Annotated in this window: 15 protein-coding genes; 5 read left to right on the forward strand and 10 right to left on the reverse strand. The window is 66.5% G+C overall.

What is annotated here, in order from left to right; genetic code table 11:
- Positions 1–2: 2 nt before the first annotated feature.
- Entirely contained in the window at positions 3–1,016 is a 1,014-nt protein-coding gene (gene cyoA, locus ACFOPH_RS06475; RefSeq protein WP_379734275.1) for a ubiquinol oxidase subunit II, read from the reverse strand.
- A gap of 144 nt (positions 1,017–1,160) precedes the next feature.
- On the opposite strand from cyoA, the gene ACFOPH_RS06480 reads away from it, so the two are divergent.
- Both ACFOPH_RS06480 and ACFOPH_RS06485 read left to right on the forward strand, forming a co-directional pair.
- Positions 1,161–2,504 carry an MFS transporter gene (locus ACFOPH_RS06480; protein ID WP_312553036.1) on the forward strand — a complete coding sequence of 448 codons (1,344 nt, stop codon included), beginning with the start codon at positions 1,161–1,163 and terminating at the stop codon, positions 2,502–2,504.
- 172 nt (positions 2,505–2,676) lie between these two features.
- Positions 2,677–3,264: a dienelactone hydrolase family protein gene (locus ACFOPH_RS06485; protein WP_379737869.1), complete on the forward strand. Its 588-nt coding sequence runs from the start codon at positions 2,677–2,679 to the stop codon at positions 3,262–3,264.
- Between the two features lie 255 nt (positions 3,265–3,519).
- Here ACFOPH_RS06485 and ACFOPH_RS06490 read toward each other — a convergent pair whose 3' ends face one another.
- Both ACFOPH_RS06490 and ACFOPH_RS06495 read right to left on the reverse strand, forming a co-directional pair.
- Entirely contained in the window at positions 3,520–4,431 is a 912-nt protein-coding gene (locus tag ACFOPH_RS06490; protein WP_312553610.1) for a ZIP family metal transporter, read from the reverse strand.
- A 156-nt stretch (positions 4,432–4,587) separates the two neighbouring features.
- Positions 4,588–5,496 (reverse strand): manganese catalase family protein, encoded by a 909-nt coding sequence (locus ACFOPH_RS06495; protein WP_312553613.1) that lies wholly within the window; start codon positions 5,494–5,496, stop codon positions 4,588–4,590.
- Between the two features lie 394 nt (positions 5,497–5,890).
- Between ACFOPH_RS06495 and ACFOPH_RS06500 the strand changes: the two genes are divergently transcribed.
- The gene (locus tag ACFOPH_RS06500) at positions 5,891–6,526 is read left to right on the forward strand and encodes a hemerythrin domain-containing protein (RefSeq protein WP_312553615.1); all 636 of its coding nucleotides are present in this window, start codon (positions 5,891–5,893) and stop codon (positions 6,524–6,526) included.
- Between the two features lie 70 nt (positions 6,527–6,596).
- Here ACFOPH_RS06500 and ACFOPH_RS06505 read toward each other — a convergent pair whose 3' ends face one another.
- The 6 genes from ACFOPH_RS06505 to ACFOPH_RS06530 form a co-directional block, all read right to left on the reverse strand.
- Entirely contained in the window at positions 6,597–7,334 is a 738-nt protein-coding gene (locus ACFOPH_RS06505; protein ID WP_312553617.1) for an LrgB family protein, read from the reverse strand.
- Complete coding sequence (locus ACFOPH_RS06510; protein ID WP_312553620.1) at positions 7,327–7,683, reverse strand: CidA/LrgA family protein; 357 nt, start codon at positions 7,681–7,683, stop codon at positions 7,327–7,329. The genes ACFOPH_RS06505 and ACFOPH_RS06510 overlap by 8 nt, the downstream gene beginning before the upstream one ends.
- A gap of 282 nt (positions 7,684–7,965) precedes the next feature.
- Positions 7,966–9,054, reverse strand: coding sequence for a 4-hydroxyphenylpyruvate dioxygenase (gene hppD / locus ACFOPH_RS06515; RefSeq protein WP_312552070.1), 1,089 nt, complete (start codon positions 9,052–9,054; stop codon positions 7,966–7,968).
- Positions 9,055–9,367: 313 nt separating this feature from the next.
- Positions 9,368–10,045 (reverse strand): SCO family protein, encoded by a 678-nt coding sequence (locus ACFOPH_RS06520; RefSeq protein ID WP_379734279.1) that lies wholly within the window; start codon positions 10,043–10,045, stop codon positions 9,368–9,370.
- Positions 10,046–10,182: 137 nt separating this feature from the next.
- The gene (locus ACFOPH_RS06525; RefSeq protein ID WP_379734281.1) at positions 10,183–11,529 is read right to left on the reverse strand and encodes a methanethiol oxidase; all 1,347 of its coding nucleotides are present in this window, start codon (positions 11,527–11,529) and stop codon (positions 10,183–10,185) included.
- A gap of 128 nt (positions 11,530–11,657) precedes the next feature.
- Positions 11,658–12,563: a LysR family transcriptional regulator gene (locus tag ACFOPH_RS06530; RefSeq protein WP_312552066.1), complete on the reverse strand. Its 906-nt coding sequence runs from the start codon at positions 12,561–12,563 to the stop codon at positions 11,658–11,660.
- 122 nt (positions 12,564–12,685) lie between these two features.
- Here ACFOPH_RS06530 and hmgA point away from each other — a divergent pair, with 122 nt between their 5' ends.
- The gene (gene hmgA, locus ACFOPH_RS06535; protein ID WP_312552065.1) at positions 12,686–13,996 is read left to right on the forward strand and encodes a homogentisate 1,2-dioxygenase; all 1,311 of its coding nucleotides are present in this window, start codon (positions 12,686–12,688) and stop codon (positions 13,994–13,996) included.
- A 12-nt stretch (positions 13,997–14,008) separates the two neighbouring features.
- Entirely contained in the window at positions 14,009–14,422 is a 414-nt protein-coding gene (locus ACFOPH_RS06540) for a secondary thiamine-phosphate synthase enzyme YjbQ (protein ID WP_379734283.1), read from the forward strand.
- 134 nt (positions 14,423–14,556) lie between these two features.
- Here ACFOPH_RS06540 and ACFOPH_RS06545 read toward each other — a convergent pair whose 3' ends face one another.
- Positions 14,557–15,522: an amidohydrolase family protein gene (locus tag ACFOPH_RS06545; RefSeq protein WP_379734285.1), complete on the reverse strand. Its 966-nt coding sequence runs from the start codon at positions 15,520–15,522 to the stop codon at positions 14,557–14,559.
- Positions 15,523–15,590: the final 68 nt, after the last annotated feature.

The following is a 15,590-nucleotide window of genomic DNA, read 5'->3' on the forward strand; positions in this document are numbered from 1 at the left end:
GGTTACTTCTTCACAGAATTAGTAGGGGTTTCGCAGACCTCGGCCGCGGCTTCCGCCTGGGCCACCTGGCGCGTCGCGTCCTGCAGGTTGCGGATCGCCACGTCGTTGCGGTGGCGCTGCATGTCGGCGTGCATCTGCTCGTTCATGCAGACGGCGCCTTCGGCCACGCAACGGTTCACGACTGCGTTGAACAGGGCCGGCTTGACGGTGCCGTAGGTACGGACCGGATCCTTTTCCGACGGCTTTTCCAGGGCCAGGTACTCGTTGCGCGACAGTTCGCCGCCCGAGCTCTTGACCTTCTGGACCCAGGCGTCGAAGTCGCCCGCGGTCACGCCCTTGTAGGCGAAACGCATGTGCGAGAAACCGTCGCCGCTGAAGTGTGCCGACAGGCCCTTGTAGTCGCCGGTCTTGTTCAGCACCGCGTTCAGGGTCGTCTCCATGCCCGGCATCGTGTAGATCATGCCAGCCAGGGTCGGGATGTAGAAGGTGTTCATCACGGTCGACGAGGTCAGCTTGAAGCGGATCGGGGTGTCGATCGGGGTCACCAGCTCATTGACCGTCGCGATGCCCTGCTCCGGGTAGATGAAGAGCCACTTCCAGTCCAGCGACACGACCTGCACTTCGAGCACCTTGTGCTCGGCCGTGACTGGGCGGTGTTCGTCGATGCGGTCCAGCGGACGATAGGGGTCGAGCTTGTGGGTGCTGATCCAGGTGATCAGGCCCAGCGCGATGATGATCAGGAGCGGCGCGCCCCAGATCACCAGTTCGAGCTTGGTCGAATGGTCCCAGTCCGGTTCGTATCTCGCGTTCGCCCCTTTACGGTATTTCCAGGCGAAGACGACGGTCAGGATCATCACCGGGACGATGATGATCAACATGAGCAGGACCGATATGGTGATCAGTTCTGCCTGCTGCTTTGCAATGTCGCCGGAGGGATTCATCACTACCGTGTTGCAGCCGGACAGCGCTGCAAGCAGGAGCAAGGAAAGTCCGGGACGGACAATTTTAGGAATCATGCTAGGTATCTAACGTTACATGGGAATGAGAACATGCTACTGTACTGCTAACGGCCTTCGTTGCACATTGGACGTTTTGTCCCACCCTTGCCCAGGCCAGGGGGAAGCGCAGGCCCTGTACTTGACCTACCTGGAGACGAAGATATGCAAAGCTCGACGACGTACGGCGGCGCAGGTGCCGCTCCAATCACGGCCCCGCACAGCGGGGCCCGCAACATCAATGCCCGCGATGCCCACATATCGCCGGGCGAGATCGCAGTCGGTGTGGTCATTGGCCGCGCCTCCGAATATTTCGACTTCTTCGTCTACGCCATCGCCTCGGTGCTGGTCTTTCCAGCAGTATTTTTCCCGTGGGCCGATCGGCTTGAGGGCACACTCTACTCGTTTACGATTTTTGCGTTCGCATTCATCGCGCGCCCGATCGGCACCATTGTCTTCATGGCAATCCAGCAGCGCTTCAGTCGTGAAATAAAGCTCACCATGGCGTTGTTCCTGATCGGTACCGCCACGGTCACGATTTCCTTCCTGCCAACGTATGCCCAGATCGGCAGCACCTCGATCGTCCTGCTCGCGCTGATGCGCATCGCCCAGGGCGTGGCCCAGGGCGGCTCCTGGGACGGCCTGCCCTCGCTGCTGGCCCTGAACGCGCCCGAGCACAAGCGCGGCTGGTACGCGATGCTGGGCCAGCTCTCGGCCCCACTCGGCTTCCTGATCGCCGCCGGCCTGTTCGCCTACCTGATCGACAACCTGCAGACCGACGACTTCCTGGTCTGGGGCTGGCGCTTCCCGTTCTTCGTGGCATTCGCGATCAACGTCGTCGCCCTGTTCGCGCGCCTGCGCCTGGTCTCGACCACCGAGTACTCGCGCCTGCTCGACGCCCATGAACTGGATCCGGCCCCGGTCGGCGAACTGGTCAGCACCCAGGGCACCAACATCGTGATCGGCGCCCTCGCCGCCCTGGCCAGCTACGCCCTGTTCCACCTGGTGACCGTGTTCCCGCTGTCCTGGATCCAGCTCTACGACACGCGCCCGATCAGCGACTTCCTCTACCTGCAGATGTGGGGCGCGGCGATCGCTGCCGTCTGCATCCTGGTGTCCGGCCTGGTCGCCGACAAGGTCGGCCGCCGCACCACGCTGGGCACCCTGGCGGCCCTGATCGCGATCTTCTCGGCCTTCGTGCCGATGCTGATGGACGGCGGCGAAGCCGGCCAGAACGCCTTCATCCTGATCGGCTTCGCCTTGTTGGGCCTGTCCTATGGACAGGCCGCGGGGGCGGTGACCTCGAACTTCCAGCAGCGCTTCCGCTACACCGGCGCCGCGCTGACCTCGGACCTGGCCTGGCTGGTCGGCGCCGCCTTTGCCCCGCTGGTCGCGCTCGGCCTGTCGGCCCACTTCGGCCTGGGCTACGTCAGCCTCTACCTGCTGTCGGGCGCGGTCGGTTCGCTGGCGGCGCTGTCGCTGAACCGCAAGCTCGAGATCCGCGACTAAGCGCGCACCTTCGGCACCGGATTCCGGCGGGCCCTTGCGGGTCCGCCAGAATTTTTTTATCCGCGGCGGGTCGAAGCCATATTCGTCCCAGGACCTTTCTCGTTTTCCCTGCCACATCGTGACGCGCAAACTGCCCGTGACCGTCCCGGCCGGGACGGTCGACCTCGACGGCATGCTCGAACTGCCGGCCACGCCCATCGGCGTGGTGCTGTTCGCGCATGGCAGCGGCAGCGGACGCTTCAGCCCGCGCAACAACTACGTCGCCGCCCAGCTGCGCGCGGCCGGCGTCGCCACCCTCCTCCTCGACCTGTTGACGCCGCAGGAAGACGCGCTCCAGCAGAACCGCTTCGATATCGCCTTGCTATCCCGGCGCCTGCACGCGGCCGCCACCTGGCTGGGAACCGAGCCCCTGAGCGCTCCCCTGCCCTTGGGCCTGTTCGGCGCCAGCACCGGCGCCGCGGCGGCGCTGCGGCTGGCGGCCGACAGCGGCAGCGGCGTGGCGGCCGTGGTCTCGCGCGGCGGCCGCCCCGACCTGGCCGGCGCGGCACTTGCCCAGGTGGACGCGCCGACGCTGCTGATCGTCGGCGGCGAAGACGGGGTGGTGATCGACCTGAACCGGCAGGCGCTGGCCGCCCTGCGCTGCGAGAAGGAACTCGTCGTCGTGCCCGGCGCCGGGCACCTGTTCGAGGAAGAAGGCAAGCTGGAGCAGGTGGCGGCGCTGGCCTGCGCCTGGTTCGTGCGGCATTTCGATCCGGTGTGAGCGGACCGCATGCTGCAAATCGAATGCCGCGGCCCCGAAAGCCATACCGGGCCGAGAACGGGCCTGGCCAACGAATGTGTGGTTCGAATTGATTCGTAGGGTGGGCGCCCCGTGCCCACGCGTGAACGCCGAACAGACGCGGCGCTACATGAGCGCCAACACGACGCAGGTTTTACGCGTGGACACGGGGGGGGCTTCACGAACGCCAACACGACGCAGGTTTTACTACGTTGACGGCCTCGGGTCAGGCCACGATCACGCCAGCGCCGTATCGAGCACCGTCATCAATATGAACCCGAAGATCAGCGCGATCGTCGCCACGGTGCCGTTGCCGCTTTCGCGCATCTCGGGAATGACGTCGTTGACGATCACGAACAGCATCGCGCCGCCCGCCGCGGCCAGGGCGATCGGCAGCATGCCGGCCGAGATCCCGATCAGGGCGACGCCGACGGCGGCCGCGACCGGCTCGACCAGGCCCGACAGCACACCCAGGGCGACCGCGCTCAGGCGGCTGTAGCCGACCGTGCGCAGGGCCAGCGCCACCACCAGCCCTTCCGGCACGTCCTGGATCGAAACGCCGGTGGTCAGCGAATTGGCTTTTTCGATGTCGATCCCTGCGTAGGCGACGCCGATCGCCAGCCCTTCGGGCAGGTTGTGCAGGGCGACGGCGGCGACGAACATCCAGGCGCGGCGCAGCGAATTGCCGCTGACGTCATCGCGCTCGAGGATATGGGACGGCTCGATGGCGCGCCCCATCAGGAGGATGGCGCCGGCCCCGGCCATGATGCCGGCACCGGCCAGCAGGCTGGCTTCCCAGGCGCCGGCGCCGGCGGCCTTGGCCGCGGCCAGCGCCGGGATCACCAGCGAGAATGCGGTCGCCCCCAGCATCACCCCGGCGCCGAAGCCGAGGAAGCTGTCGTAGGTCCGCTTCGAGAAATTCTGCGATAACAATACAGGCAAGGTGCCGAGCGCGGTGGCCGCGGCTGCGGTGCCGCCGCCCAGCAGGGCCGCGTGCATCTTGGGATTGGCGTTCATCACCTGCTCGGCGAGACTGCCGAGCAGCAGCAGGCAGCCCACCGTGCAGATGAGCAGGCCAATGACGCGCCGCACCGTGAACGCGCGTGCCAGCGCGTCGGTCCAGCGCAACTTGTGCGAATCTGGGTCCATCAAGGAATCCTTTGTCGAGGCGCCCGGAACACGACACCCCGCGCAAGGCGGGGCGTCGCTGTATCACAGTGCTGCCATCACAGTGCTGCCATCACAGTGCTGCCGATTCTACGCCAGCGCGACGCAGGGGCGCGTCACCGCTGGCAATCCGGAGCGTCAGGGCTTGCTGACCGCCGAGGCGCCTTTCGGCGTAGCGGGATCGAGGCCGAGCTCGGCGCCGGTGGTCGGGTCCTTGGAAGGATCCGACAGGGTACGCGCCTGCATCTGCTTGAGCACTTCGACGTCGGCCGCCGGGAGCTTGACTTCCGCTTCGCCGGAACCGCCGTCGACGCCCATCTGCTTCTCGCGGTCGGTGACGAAGTCCCACTTCTCGCCCTGGTTCCACGGACCGCGCATTTCGCCAGGACCCTGCGACATGTTGAAGTAGACGCTGGCGAAGCGTGGATCGGCCGGCATCTTGCCCGGTGGGAAGTTCGATTCCATCGAGTACAGGGCCTTCTCGAAGGACTTCTGGTGCGCCACTTCGCGGGTCATCAGGAAGCCCAGTGCCTCCTTCACGCCCGGGTCGTCGGTACAGGCGATCAGGCGCTCATAGACGATCTTGGCGCGCGCTTCGGCGGCGATGTTCGAACGCAGGTCGGCGGTCGGCTCGGTGATCGAGTCGATGTAGGCCGCGGTCCAGGGCACGCCGGCCGAGTTGGTCAGCGGGGTCCCGGCGCCGTACAGCACCTGGGTGATGTGGCTGTCGTTGCCGGCACCAGTGATGGCGCGGTACATCTCGGCTTCGGTGTCGACCGCTTCCGCCAGGCGGCCCTTCGCGCCCTTGTTCAGCATCGCCACGATATGGCCGATGATCTCGAGGTGGCTCAACTCCTCGGTCGCGATGTCGAACAGCATGTCCTTGCGGCCTGGATCGTCTTCCGATACGGCCTGGGTGAAGTAGCGCATCGCGGCGGCGAGCTCGCCCTGCGGTCCGCCGAACTGCTCGAGCATGAGGTTTGCCAAACCGGGATTCGGACCGGCAACCCGGACCGTATATTGAAGGCGCTTGTTGTGTGCAAACATTCCGACTCCTCCGATAGATAGAAACTAAGCGTCCACGCGACAGCGTGCGACACCATCCATAAACGGCTGCACGGCGTTGCGCCGTCAGTCGAACGTGGGCTCATCTTCGCAGGCTGGAGCGATCGAGTAATCAGAAGCACCGCCGTCTTTGTGTAGGACAATGGTGATAACTTGTAAATCATGTTTAAGAACTGACGAGTTACCGCGCAGAGCCAGGTTAACCGGATTTAACGACAAATGAATGCAAGAAAGATGATCTTAGGAAACTTGCGGCAGTGAACAACACTCTGCGTTTGGCGCGGCTTCGGCCGACGCCACCACCCGGCGCAGTCCTACGTGACCGCCGAGCCGGGCGCGCTAGCATGTTAGCCAATCGTCAACTAGGAGAAGAAAAATGTTTTCTCTGAACCAACTAAGCCCGACCATCACCGACATGATCCGTTTCGATCACTCGCACGTGATGGTGACCTTCCATCAGTACACCAAGGACAAGGCCCCGAGCGTCAAGAAAGCGCTGGCCGAGACCATCTGCACCGCACTGGAAATCCATGCCACGCTGGAAGAGGAAGTCTTTTATCCAGTGATGCGCCAGCTCGACAAGGGCGAGCCTTTTGTCCACAAGGCCGAGCCGGAACACAACGAGATGCGCAGCATCATTGCCGAGCTGCGCCGCACCAGCGGTTCCGATCCGCGCCACGACCGCCTCATGATGGAACTGATGCGCGACGTCATCCACCACGTGGCCGACGAGGAAACCACCCTGCTGCCCCAGGCCGAGTCGCTGATGAGCAAGGCGCGCCTGTCGGAGCTGGGCTCGCAGATGACCAAGCGCCGCATGGAACTGGTAGCGCCGAAAGCGGGCAAGCTGGCCAAGAGCCATGCCGTCGGTTTCTCGGGCAGCACCGCCGCCATGGTGGTCGGCCTGGCCAGCGCCCTGTTCGCCGCGCGCGCTTTTATCAAGAAGCCGGGCAGCCCGGCCGGCAACACCCGCACCTGGGCCAGCGCCAATTCGATGCCGCACGGCGGCTGAAGCCGGCGCTGCGCACTCGGTTGAGCCGGCACTGCCGGCTCAACGGATCAAGCTATTAACCAATCACCGATCAACCGATCAACTTCACGACGATCGGCAGCAGCCAGGGCGTGAGCACGGCGGTGAGCACGCCGTTCAGCCCCATGCCCAAGCCGGCAAAGGCCCCCATCTCGGCGCTCACCTGGAAGGCGCGCGCCGTCCCCACCCCATGCGCCGCTACGCCCAGCGCGAAGCCGCGCGCGGCATGCCCATCGATCCGCATCGCATTGAACAGGAAGCGCGCCGTAACCGCGCCGAAAATGCCGGTACCGATCACCAGCACGGCCGTCAGCGCCGGCACCCCGCCCAGGCGTTCCGACACCGCCATCGCGATCGGCGTGGTGGCCGACTTCGGCCCCACCGTATGCGCCAGCACCTCGCCGCCGCCGAGCAGCAGCACCACGCCCACCGCCGACACGATGGCCGTCACCGACCCGCACAGCAACGCGCAGGCCAGGGGCAGGAAGGCGCGCCGCATGCGCGGCAGCTGGCGCGCCAGCGGCACCGCCAGGGCGACGGTTGCCGGGCCGAGCAGGAAATGGACGAACTGGGCGCCGGCAAAATAGCTCTGGTAGGACATGTCGCTCACGACCAGCACCAGGCTCACCAGGGCAATGGCGATCGCCACCGGATTGGCCAGCGGCGAGAATTTGCAGCGCGCATGGATGGCCTGCGCGACCACGTAGGCGCACAGCGTGATGGTCAGGCCCAGCAGCGGCGAGGCCGAAAGGTAGACCCAGAAGTGGCTCAGTCCGGCGAAGTCAGGCATCGCCGCCCTTCTCCGGCCCTGGACCGAGTTTATGCAGGAGGTAGCCGGTGACGGCGAGGGTCAGCAGGGTGCTGACGACCAGCGAAGCGCCGATCGCCAGCCAGTGTCCGCTGCCGCTGGCGGCCGCGGCGACGATTCCGACCCCGGCCGGGACGAACAGCAGCGACAGGTGGCGCAGCAACTCGTTCGCCGCCGCCTCGATGCGTTCCTGCAGGGACGGCCAGGCGAGCAGCGCGCAGAACAGCAGCACCATGCCCGCCACCGGACCCGGCACGGGCAGGCCGAGCAGGAAGACGGCGCCTTCGCCGAGGCATTGAAACAGGAGGAGGATGGCGAAGGCGGGAAGCAAGGGCGGTCCGTGGTCGTGGGATGGATGTGGCGCCATGATAGCGCGACGACCGCGCCAGGCGTCACGCGTGGGTATGCGTCCTCACCGAATGCGGCTTGCGGAACCGTTTCGATACGCGTCCGTACTATACCGCGTGGGCACAAGTGCCCACCCTACGAAAAGCCGAAGACGGAGGGCCGTTCCGTAGGGTGGGTTCTCGAACCCACGCGGTACAGCGGTGGCATGCCGCAGCGCTAGCGGGGCGCCATGAAGCCCCAGGTCGCGCTACGACACAGCAGGCTGTCAGGCCACTTCCGCCGTCTGCTTGATCGCGCCGCGCTTGATCTGGTCGCGCTCGATCGACTCGAACAGGGCCTTGAAGTTGCCTTCGCCGAAGCCGTCGTCGCCCTTGCGCTGGATGAACTCGAAGAACACCGGGCCGAGCTGGGGTTCGCCGAAGATCTGCAGCAGCAGGCGCGGCTTGCCGTCGTGGACGGCGCCGTCGAGCAGCAGGCCACGCGCCTGCAGTTCGGCGGCATTTTCGCCGTGGCCAGGGATGCGGCCGTCGAGCATCTCGTAATAGGTCGCCGGCGGGGCGCTCATCAGGGGCACGCCGGCGGCGCGCAGGGCGTCGACGGTCGTGATCAGGTCGTCGGTCAGCAGGGCGATGTGCTGGATGCCTTCGCCGTTGAACTGCATCAGGAATTCCTCGATCTGGCCGCCGCCGGCCTTGCCCTCTTCGTTCAGCGGAATCCGGATCTTGCCGTCCGGCGCGGTCATCGCCTTCGAGGTCAGGCCGGTGTACTCGCCCTTGATGTCGAAGTAGCGGATCTCGCGGAAGTTGAACAGGCGCTCGTAGAAGGAAGCCCAGAAGGCCATGCGGCCGCGGTAGACGTTGTGGGTCAGGTGGTCGATGATCTTCAGGCCATGGCCGACGGGGCGGCGTTCGACGCCGTCGATGAATTCGAAGTCGATGTCATAGATCGACTTGCCGTCCTCGAAACGGTCGATCAGGTAGAGCGGCGCGCCGCCGATGCCCTTGATCGCCGGCAGGCGCAGCTCCATCGGGCCGGTCGGGATGTCGATCGCCTGGGCGCCCAGTTCCAGGGCGCGCTTGTAGGCCGCGTGCGAATCCTTGACGCGGAAGGCCATGCCGCAGGCCGCCGGGCCGTGCTCGGCGGCGAAATAGGCGGCGTAGCTCTTCGGCTCGTTGTTGATGATGAAGTTGATCTCGCCCTGGCGGTACAGGCTCACGTCCTTCGAGCGGTGCACTGCGACCCTGGTAAAGCCCAGCGCCTCGAAGATCGGTTCCAGCAGGCCCGGGGTCGGGGACGCGAACTCGACGAATTCGAAGCCCATCAGGCCCATCGGATTCTCAAACAGGTCAGCCATGTCATTTCCTTCTTGTTGCAAACGTTATCTCCTCCGGACGCCGCGCCTGCTTCGTGGGCAAGGCGCCGCGCGGAACCATGCGGCCGGCATGCGGTTGGCAATCAGTGCCGGCCGGACGAACATGCGGCCCGTCCCGTCAGGTACACCGTCCATGCAGCGTGCATCGCATCTGCATGGCGCGGACGCCGGGCGGGTTCGACGTGACCCGAATGATACGCCAGCCGGCGCTTGGTGCGCCCTGTTTTTGATGTCGAATCGGCATGCTCGCGGCGCAGCATACCCGAGAATGCGCGCCGCGAGGGTGATGATTTTTTCAGCGCCCGGACTTGCGGGCGGATTGGGAAGCCGGTTCGCGCAGCAAAGTGCGGATGTCGTTCAGCAGCAGCGCCGGATGCAGGTAAGAGGTCGAATAGATCTCGCGTACCTCGCCGCCGGCGTCGAGCAGGTAGACCTTCAGCATGTGGCTCAGCACCGGCACGCGCTGGCCAGGGACCGCCGGCGCCGCGACCGAGACGTCCTGGCCGAAGCCGTCGAGGATGGGCGCCAGCTCCCTGCCGTTGCGGGTGGTGAGGAAATGCCATTCCAGCCCGCGCCGGTCGCGCGCCTCGCCGCCGCCGTAGCTGCGCATCATCGGCGGCGTGTCGTGTTCCGGGTCGAAACTCATGCTGACGAAGCGCACCCTGCCGCGCAGCGCGGGGGAATGCACGATGGTTTCCTTCAGGCTGTGCAGGGTGGCATAGGCCAGCGGACAGCCTTTCGCATCGGTGCAGTAGGTGTAGATGAAGGAGAACAGCGTGATCTTGCCGGTCGTGAATTCGGACAGGCGGCGCAGGCTGCCATCGCTCTCGAGCACCTGGCCGTCGGGCGCCTGCATGATGCGCTCCAGGCGATAGCTGCCCGGCGCCGGCGGCACGTAGCCGAGCGCCGGGACCTCGGTCGGCCCCGGCGCCTGCCGGGCATGGGCGGCGCCAGCGGCGCCGGCGGCGAACATGCGTTCCGGCACGAGCGGACACAGGAGCGCGAGCAGAAGAGCGAGCCCGGCGCGATCCCTTACCCTGCGCGCCGCGCTGCCCGCCCCGCTGCCCGCCGCGGCACTGCGGCGAGCCCACCGTGGCCAGGCGCCGCCCGTCACCGCGCCGCCACCTGCGTTGCGGCACCCGCATGGGCCGTCGCCTGCGCCCCTTTTGCGCCGAACTTCATGTGGTGCGGCCGCCCGAGCTTGAGCTTATAGAAATCGACATTCATCTTCTCGTCCAGGGCCTTGCCGTCCCAGGCGTACAGCTTGACGAACTGCTCGTTCTCCGCCCCGGTCTTGTCCCAGTTGGCCAGCAGCGAGGAGCTGACGTAGACGCGCTTGCCGTCCCAGCTCTGGGAAATCATGTTGACCTGGGAACCGGTTTTCTTGGCATAGGTCTGGCGCGGCGCTTGCGGATTGCTGATGTCGAAGTAGCGGGTGGTGCCGTCCATGAAGGTGTTCACCCACAGGCTCTTGCCGTCGGCGCGCATCGAGATGTCGACCGGCAGCGGGGTCTTGGCAGGGTCGCCGATCGCGCCGACGTCCTTCGCCTGCCACTGGCCCTTGGCGTCCTTTTTCACCAGCCACAGGCGCGAGGTGAGCGCGGTGGCGGTGATCGCCCAATCCTCGTTCGGGGCCAGCGACCAGCGGATCTCGAGCGGCGCGCCCGGCACGTTCAGCACCTGCTCTGGCCGCATCGCCTTCAGGTTCCAGACCACCATCGTATTGCCGAACTGCTTCATCGCGGCCTGGTCCTTCATCAGCGCGCCCAGCGGCATCATGTAGTTGTTCTTGCCGGTGAAGCTGGAGCTGAGGATCACGTTCTTCGCCGGGTTGATCGCCAGGTCGTAGCCGTAGCCGTCGGCGCCTCTCAGGGCGGGCGCGGTGGACGCGTTCGCCGCGACCGGCATATCGTATTTGCGGATGAAATCGCCCTTGTTGTTGTAGAGGGCCATGCCGGTGACGCCGCCGCCGTCCTTCGCGTTGGACACCGCGCCGATCAGCATCCTGCCGGGCAGCGCGTAGAAGGTGTGCGGGCCGACCAGGCCGGAACGCTTGTCGAAGTCGGCGATGGTGTTCACCAGCTTGGGCTTGCCCGGATCGCTGTGGATGTCGAACACGTAGATCTTGCTGTCGTCGAGCCCGCCGGCCCAGAGGAAGCGCCGGTCGTCGGTGAAACCGGCATGGTGGGCCTCGCCGCGGCCGCCCACCGACACCTGGTTGACCACCTGCCCGAACTTCGGCGACTTCGGATTGACGTCGAGCGTGACCAGCTTGTCGCTGCCGTCGCCCATGCCCTTCACGCCCAGGGTCCAGACGTAGAGGTAATCCTCCCGGCCCTTGATCAGGTTCGACATGTAGGGGGAGTTGCAGGTTTCGTCGGCGCTGGCGTAGGGGACGCCAAGGCCGAGCATCAGGACGGCGAGCGTTGCCGCGCGCATGGTTCGATTCAGTTGCATCGTGGTCTCCTCTCAGGGGCAATCCGGCAAACCATCAGCATCGCCGCCCTGTGCCCGAGAGGTTTGCGCCAGATCAAGGCCGCCAGAGAAATCGAACTCAGCCACAAGGGGCTGCCGGCAATGCGCCGCTACTGCGCGAAGGATTCCGCCACCAGCCCGCGCAGCCACTGGTTGCCCGGGTCCTGGTTGAAGCGCCGGTGCCAGAACATGTTGGTCTGCAGCGGCGGCAGCGCCAGCGGCGGCGTGATCCAGGCCAGGCCGAGCGGCGGCCCGGCGCGCTCGGCCAGCTTCTGCGGCACCGTCACCACCAGGTCGCTGCCGCCGACGATGTAGGGCACCGCCGTGAAGTGCGGCACCCGAAAACGGGTCGCGGCGCCGATCCCGGCCTTCTCCAGCAACTGGTTGATGCGGTCGTAGGGACTCTCGCGCGAGTCGACGAACAGGTGCTCGGCGGCGGCGAAGCGCTCCAGGTCGACCTTGCCCTTTGTGAGCGGATGGCCACGCCGCATCATCGTCACATAGGGCTGGCGAAACAGCAGGCGCTGGTACAGGGCTTCGGAGATATCGTCGAAGGGACCGATGGCCAGGTCGACGCGCCCGCTTTCCATCTCCTCCTTCAGGGCGATGCTGCCGGCGCGCACGGTGCTGACCTGCAGCCGCGGCGCCGCCACCCGGCAGCGCTCGATCAGGGTCGGCATGAAGTGCAGCTCGCCGACGTCGGTCATCGCCAGCGTGAAGCGGCGCTCGCTGGTGAGCGGGTCGAAGCCGCCGCGCCGGTTCAGGGCCAGGGTCACCTGGGCCAGCGCACTGCCGACCGGCTCGGCCAAGCCCTCGGCGAAGGGCGTCGGCTGCATGCCCTGCCCGGTGCGCACGAACAGCTCGTCGCCGAACAGCCGGCGCAGGCGTGCCAGGGCATTGCTGACCGCCGACTGCGTCAATCCCAGGCGCCGCGCCGCGCCCGAAATCTGGCGCTCGCGATAGACTTCCTGGAACACGGACAGCAGGTTCAGGTCGATGTTGTGGGGTTCGAGCATCAAGCCTCCGATATTGATTTCATAAATAGTCTACATTCATCTATTCATGTCGTAAAATACCAACAGCTGGCTTAGAGTGCGTAGTGACACCATCATCGACGCTTTTTTGCGAGGAGACGCGCATGACCCAGACCATCGGCACCGAGACCGGCTACCAGTCGGGCTTCGGCAACGAATTCGCCACCGAGGCCCTGCCCGGCGCCCTGCCGCGCCACCGGAATTCGCCCCAGCGCGTCGCCTACGGCTTGTATGCCGAGCAGCTGTCCGGCACCGCCTTCACCGCGCCGCGCGGCCACAACCGCCGCTCCTGGCTGTACCGGATCCGCCCGGCGGCCATGCACGGCCCTTTCGAGCGCATCGACAACGGCCGCATTGTGGCAAACCTGCAACAGGTGGCGCCGCCGCCGGACCAGCTGCGCTGGAGCCCGCCGCCGATGCCCGAGGCGCCCACCGACTTCGTCGACGGCCTGGTGACAATGGCCGGCAACGGCTCGGCCGAGAGCATGAGCGGCTGTGCGATTTACCTGTACGCGGCGAACCGCTCGATGCGCGATCGCTTCTTCTATAGCGCCGACGGCGAGTTGCTGATCGTGCCCCAGCTCGGCCGCCTGGAGATTGCAACCGAGTTGGGCAACATCGAACTCGCACCGCAGGAAATCGCGGTCATCCCGCGCGGCATCCGCTTCCGGGTAGCCCTGCCGGACGGCGAGGCGCGCGGCTACGTCTGCGAGAACTTCGGCGCCCTGCTGCGCCTGCCGGACCTGGGCCCGATCGGCTCGAACGGCCTGGCCAACCCGCGCGACTTCCTGACGCCGGTCGCGCGCTACGAGGACCGCGAGGGCGACTTCGAACTGGTGGCGAAATTCTGCGGCAACCTGTGGCGCGCGAAAATCGGGCACTCGCCGCTGGACGTGGTCGCCTGGCACGGCAACTACGCGCCCTACAAATACGACCTGCGCCACTTCAACACCATCGGCTCGATCAGCTACGACCACCCGGACCCGTCGATCTTCCTGGTGCTGCAGGCCCCTTCCGACACCCCGGGCGTGGACACCCTCGACTTCGTGATCTTCCCGCCGCGCTGGCTGGCCGGCGAGGACACCTTCCGCCCGCCCTGGTTCCACCGCAACGTCGCCAGCGAATTCATGGGCCTGGTGCACGGCGCCTACGACGCCAAGGCCGAGGGCTTCGTGCCGGGCGGCGCCAGCCTGCACAACTGCATGAGCGGCCACGGACCGGACGCCGCGACCTTCGACAAGGCCAGCAATGCCGACACCAGCCAGCCGGTGAAAGTGGCCGACACCATGGCCTTCATGTTCGAAACCCGCAACGTGCTGGTCCCGACCGCCCAGGCGCTGGCCTCGCCCCAGCTCCAGGCGAATTACCAGGCGTGCTGGGCCGGCATCGGCAAGCATTTCAGGACCACGCCGTAAGCGGAGCGGAGCATGGCGCACCAGACCATCCTCGAATTCGCCACCAGCGGGCGCGGCACGTGCGACATCACGGACGCCGTGGCCGAGGTGGTACGCGCATCAAATATGCAGTGCGGCCTGGTCCAGGTTTTCGTGCAGCACACCAGCTGCTCGCTGACCATCACCGAGAACGCCGACCCCGACGTGCGGCGCGACCTGGAAACCATCCTCGCGCGCCTGGCGCCCGACGGCGACCCGGCCTACCGCCACGACGCCGAGGGCCCGGACGACATGGCCGCGCACGCGCGCAGCATGCTGACGAATACCGGCCTGACGCTGCCGTTCGGCGGCGGCCGGCTGTTGCTGGGCACCTGGCAAGGCATCTACCTGTGGGAGCACCGCAGCGCGCCGCACCGGCGCAAGGTGGTCGTGACCGTCATCGGCTGAGCGCAGGGTGGGTCGGTCCGCGTTCGGCCCGGCGCCGTCGGACATCCAGCATCGTAGGGTGGGTTCTCGAACCCACCTTCCCTCCCGCGCGCCAGGTCGGCACATCGGCCCCGCGCCGAGGCATCCTCGCGCGCTCAGCGCCAGTAAGGCGGCACATTCTCCGCAATCCGCGCCAACTCGTCCTCGGTCAAAGGCAAGCGGCGAAACGCCGCCCACGCATCAGCCGGGCGCAGGTTGTCGCCCTGTGCCGAGTCGGTCCCATACAGTACGCGCCCGACGCCGATCTGGCGGATGCGCCACGCCATCAGGGCCGCGGCATCCGGACTCAGGTCGCGATCGGCGATCGAGGCGACGTCGAACCAGAGATTGCGGGTCTGCGGCGCGCCCCGCGCCATGGCCTCGGCCAGCACGCCCAGCACCGCGCGCGCCGGCGGATCCTCGAAGCCGGGGCCGCTGCCGGCCAGGTGCGCGACCTGGACCACCACGTCGGGCGCCGCCGGCAGCACCTGTTCGAGGAAGATTCGCGCCTGCCGTTCGCCGTAGGGACGCCGCTTGCCGATGTTGGCGCGCAGGTGGACCACGATCGCCATGCCTTTGGCATTGGCGGCGGCGAACACCTCGCGCAGGCGCGCCACGTGGGCGGGAATGTCGAGCTGGACGTCCGAATTGCCGAGGTGGAGCTTGATGCCGCGGCGCAGGCCGGGAATGCTGGCGCAGCGGTGCAGCTCGACCAGCGCGTAGTCCTTCAGCGGATTGAAACCGCAGAAAGCGAGCAGCCGTTCCGGGAACTGCGCGGCCTGGGCGGCGGTCCAGTCGTTTTCCAGACGCACCCGCGCATACTCGTCCTCGACCTGGCGCGCCGGGCTGCCATACATATAGGCAGTCGATAGCAGGACCGCCTTGCGGATGCCTGCGCTGTCGAGGAGTGTGATGACGTCCTTCGCATCCAGGCGCGTCACCCCCGCGTCCGGGCCGATCATGCTGATGGTTGCTTTGCTGAAGACGTGCTGGTGGAAGTCGCCGGCCGGCTGGGCGTCCGCCATTGCAGGGAGCGCAAGCAGGCTGAAGGCCAGTGCGCGAAAGAGCTTGCGAGCGGACATGTGTGCCTTTCTCCGGAGCCGAGGGGAGTGCCGATGGGCTAGCGGCAGGGCTGAGTGTAAAGGCCGGG

Source organism: Massilia haematophila, from assembly GCF_042647645.1.
Classification (GTDB): Bacteria; Pseudomonadota; Gammaproteobacteria; order Burkholderiales; family Burkholderiaceae_D; genus Telluria; species Telluria haematophila.

Excerpts from the sequence above, each read along its gene's own strand:
- hmgA (WP_312552065.1), top strand. The coding sequence starts at position 12,686 with ATGACCCAGACCATCGGCACCGAGACCGGCTACCAGTCGGGCTTCGGC.
- ACFOPH_RS06545 (WP_379734285.1), bottom strand. The coding sequence starts at position 15,522 with ATGTCCGCTCGCAAGCTCTTTCGCGCACTGGCCTTCAGCCTGCTTGCG.
- ACFOPH_RS06480 (WP_312553036.1), top strand. The coding sequence starts at position 1,161 with ATGCAAAGCTCGACGACGTACGGCGGCGCAGGTGCCGCTCCAATCACG.
- cyoA (WP_379734275.1), bottom strand. The coding sequence starts at position 1,016 with ATGATTCCTAAAATTGTCCGTCCCGGACTTTCCTTGCTCCTGCTTGCA.
- ACFOPH_RS06490 (WP_312553610.1), bottom strand. The coding sequence starts at position 4,431 with ATGGACCCAGATTCGCACAAGTTGCGCTGGACCGACGCGCTGGCACGC.
- ACFOPH_RS06530 (WP_312552066.1), bottom strand. The coding sequence starts at position 12,563 with ATGCTCGAACCCCACAACATCGACCTGAACCTGCTGTCCGTGTTCCAG.
- ACFOPH_RS06540 (WP_379734283.1), top strand. The coding sequence starts at position 14,009 with ATGGCGCACCAGACCATCCTCGAATTCGCCACCAGCGGGCGCGGCACG.
- ACFOPH_RS06485 (WP_379737869.1), top strand. The coding sequence starts at position 2,677 with ATGCTCGAACTGCCGGCCACGCCCATCGGCGTGGTGCTGTTCGCGCAT.
- ACFOPH_RS06505 (WP_312553617.1), bottom strand. The coding sequence starts at position 7,334 with ATGCCTGACTTCGCCGGACTGAGCCACTTCTGGGTCTACCTTTCGGCC.
- ACFOPH_RS06500 (WP_312553615.1), top strand. The coding sequence starts at position 5,891 with ATGTTTTCTCTGAACCAACTAAGCCCGACCATCACCGACATGATCCGT.
- ACFOPH_RS06495 (WP_312553613.1), bottom strand. The coding sequence starts at position 5,496 with ATGTTTGCACACAACAAGCGCCTTCAATATACGGTCCGGGTTGCCGGT.
- ACFOPH_RS06520 (WP_379734279.1), bottom strand. The coding sequence starts at position 10,045 with ATGTTCGCCGCCGGCGCCGCTGGCGCCGCCCATGCCCGGCAGGCGCCG.
- hppD (WP_312552070.1), bottom strand. The coding sequence starts at position 9,054 with ATGGCTGACCTGTTTGAGAATCCGATGGGCCTGATGGGCTTCGAATTC.
- ACFOPH_RS06525 (WP_379734281.1), bottom strand. The coding sequence starts at position 11,529 with ATGCAACTGAATCGAACCATGCGCGCGGCAACGCTCGCCGTCCTGATG.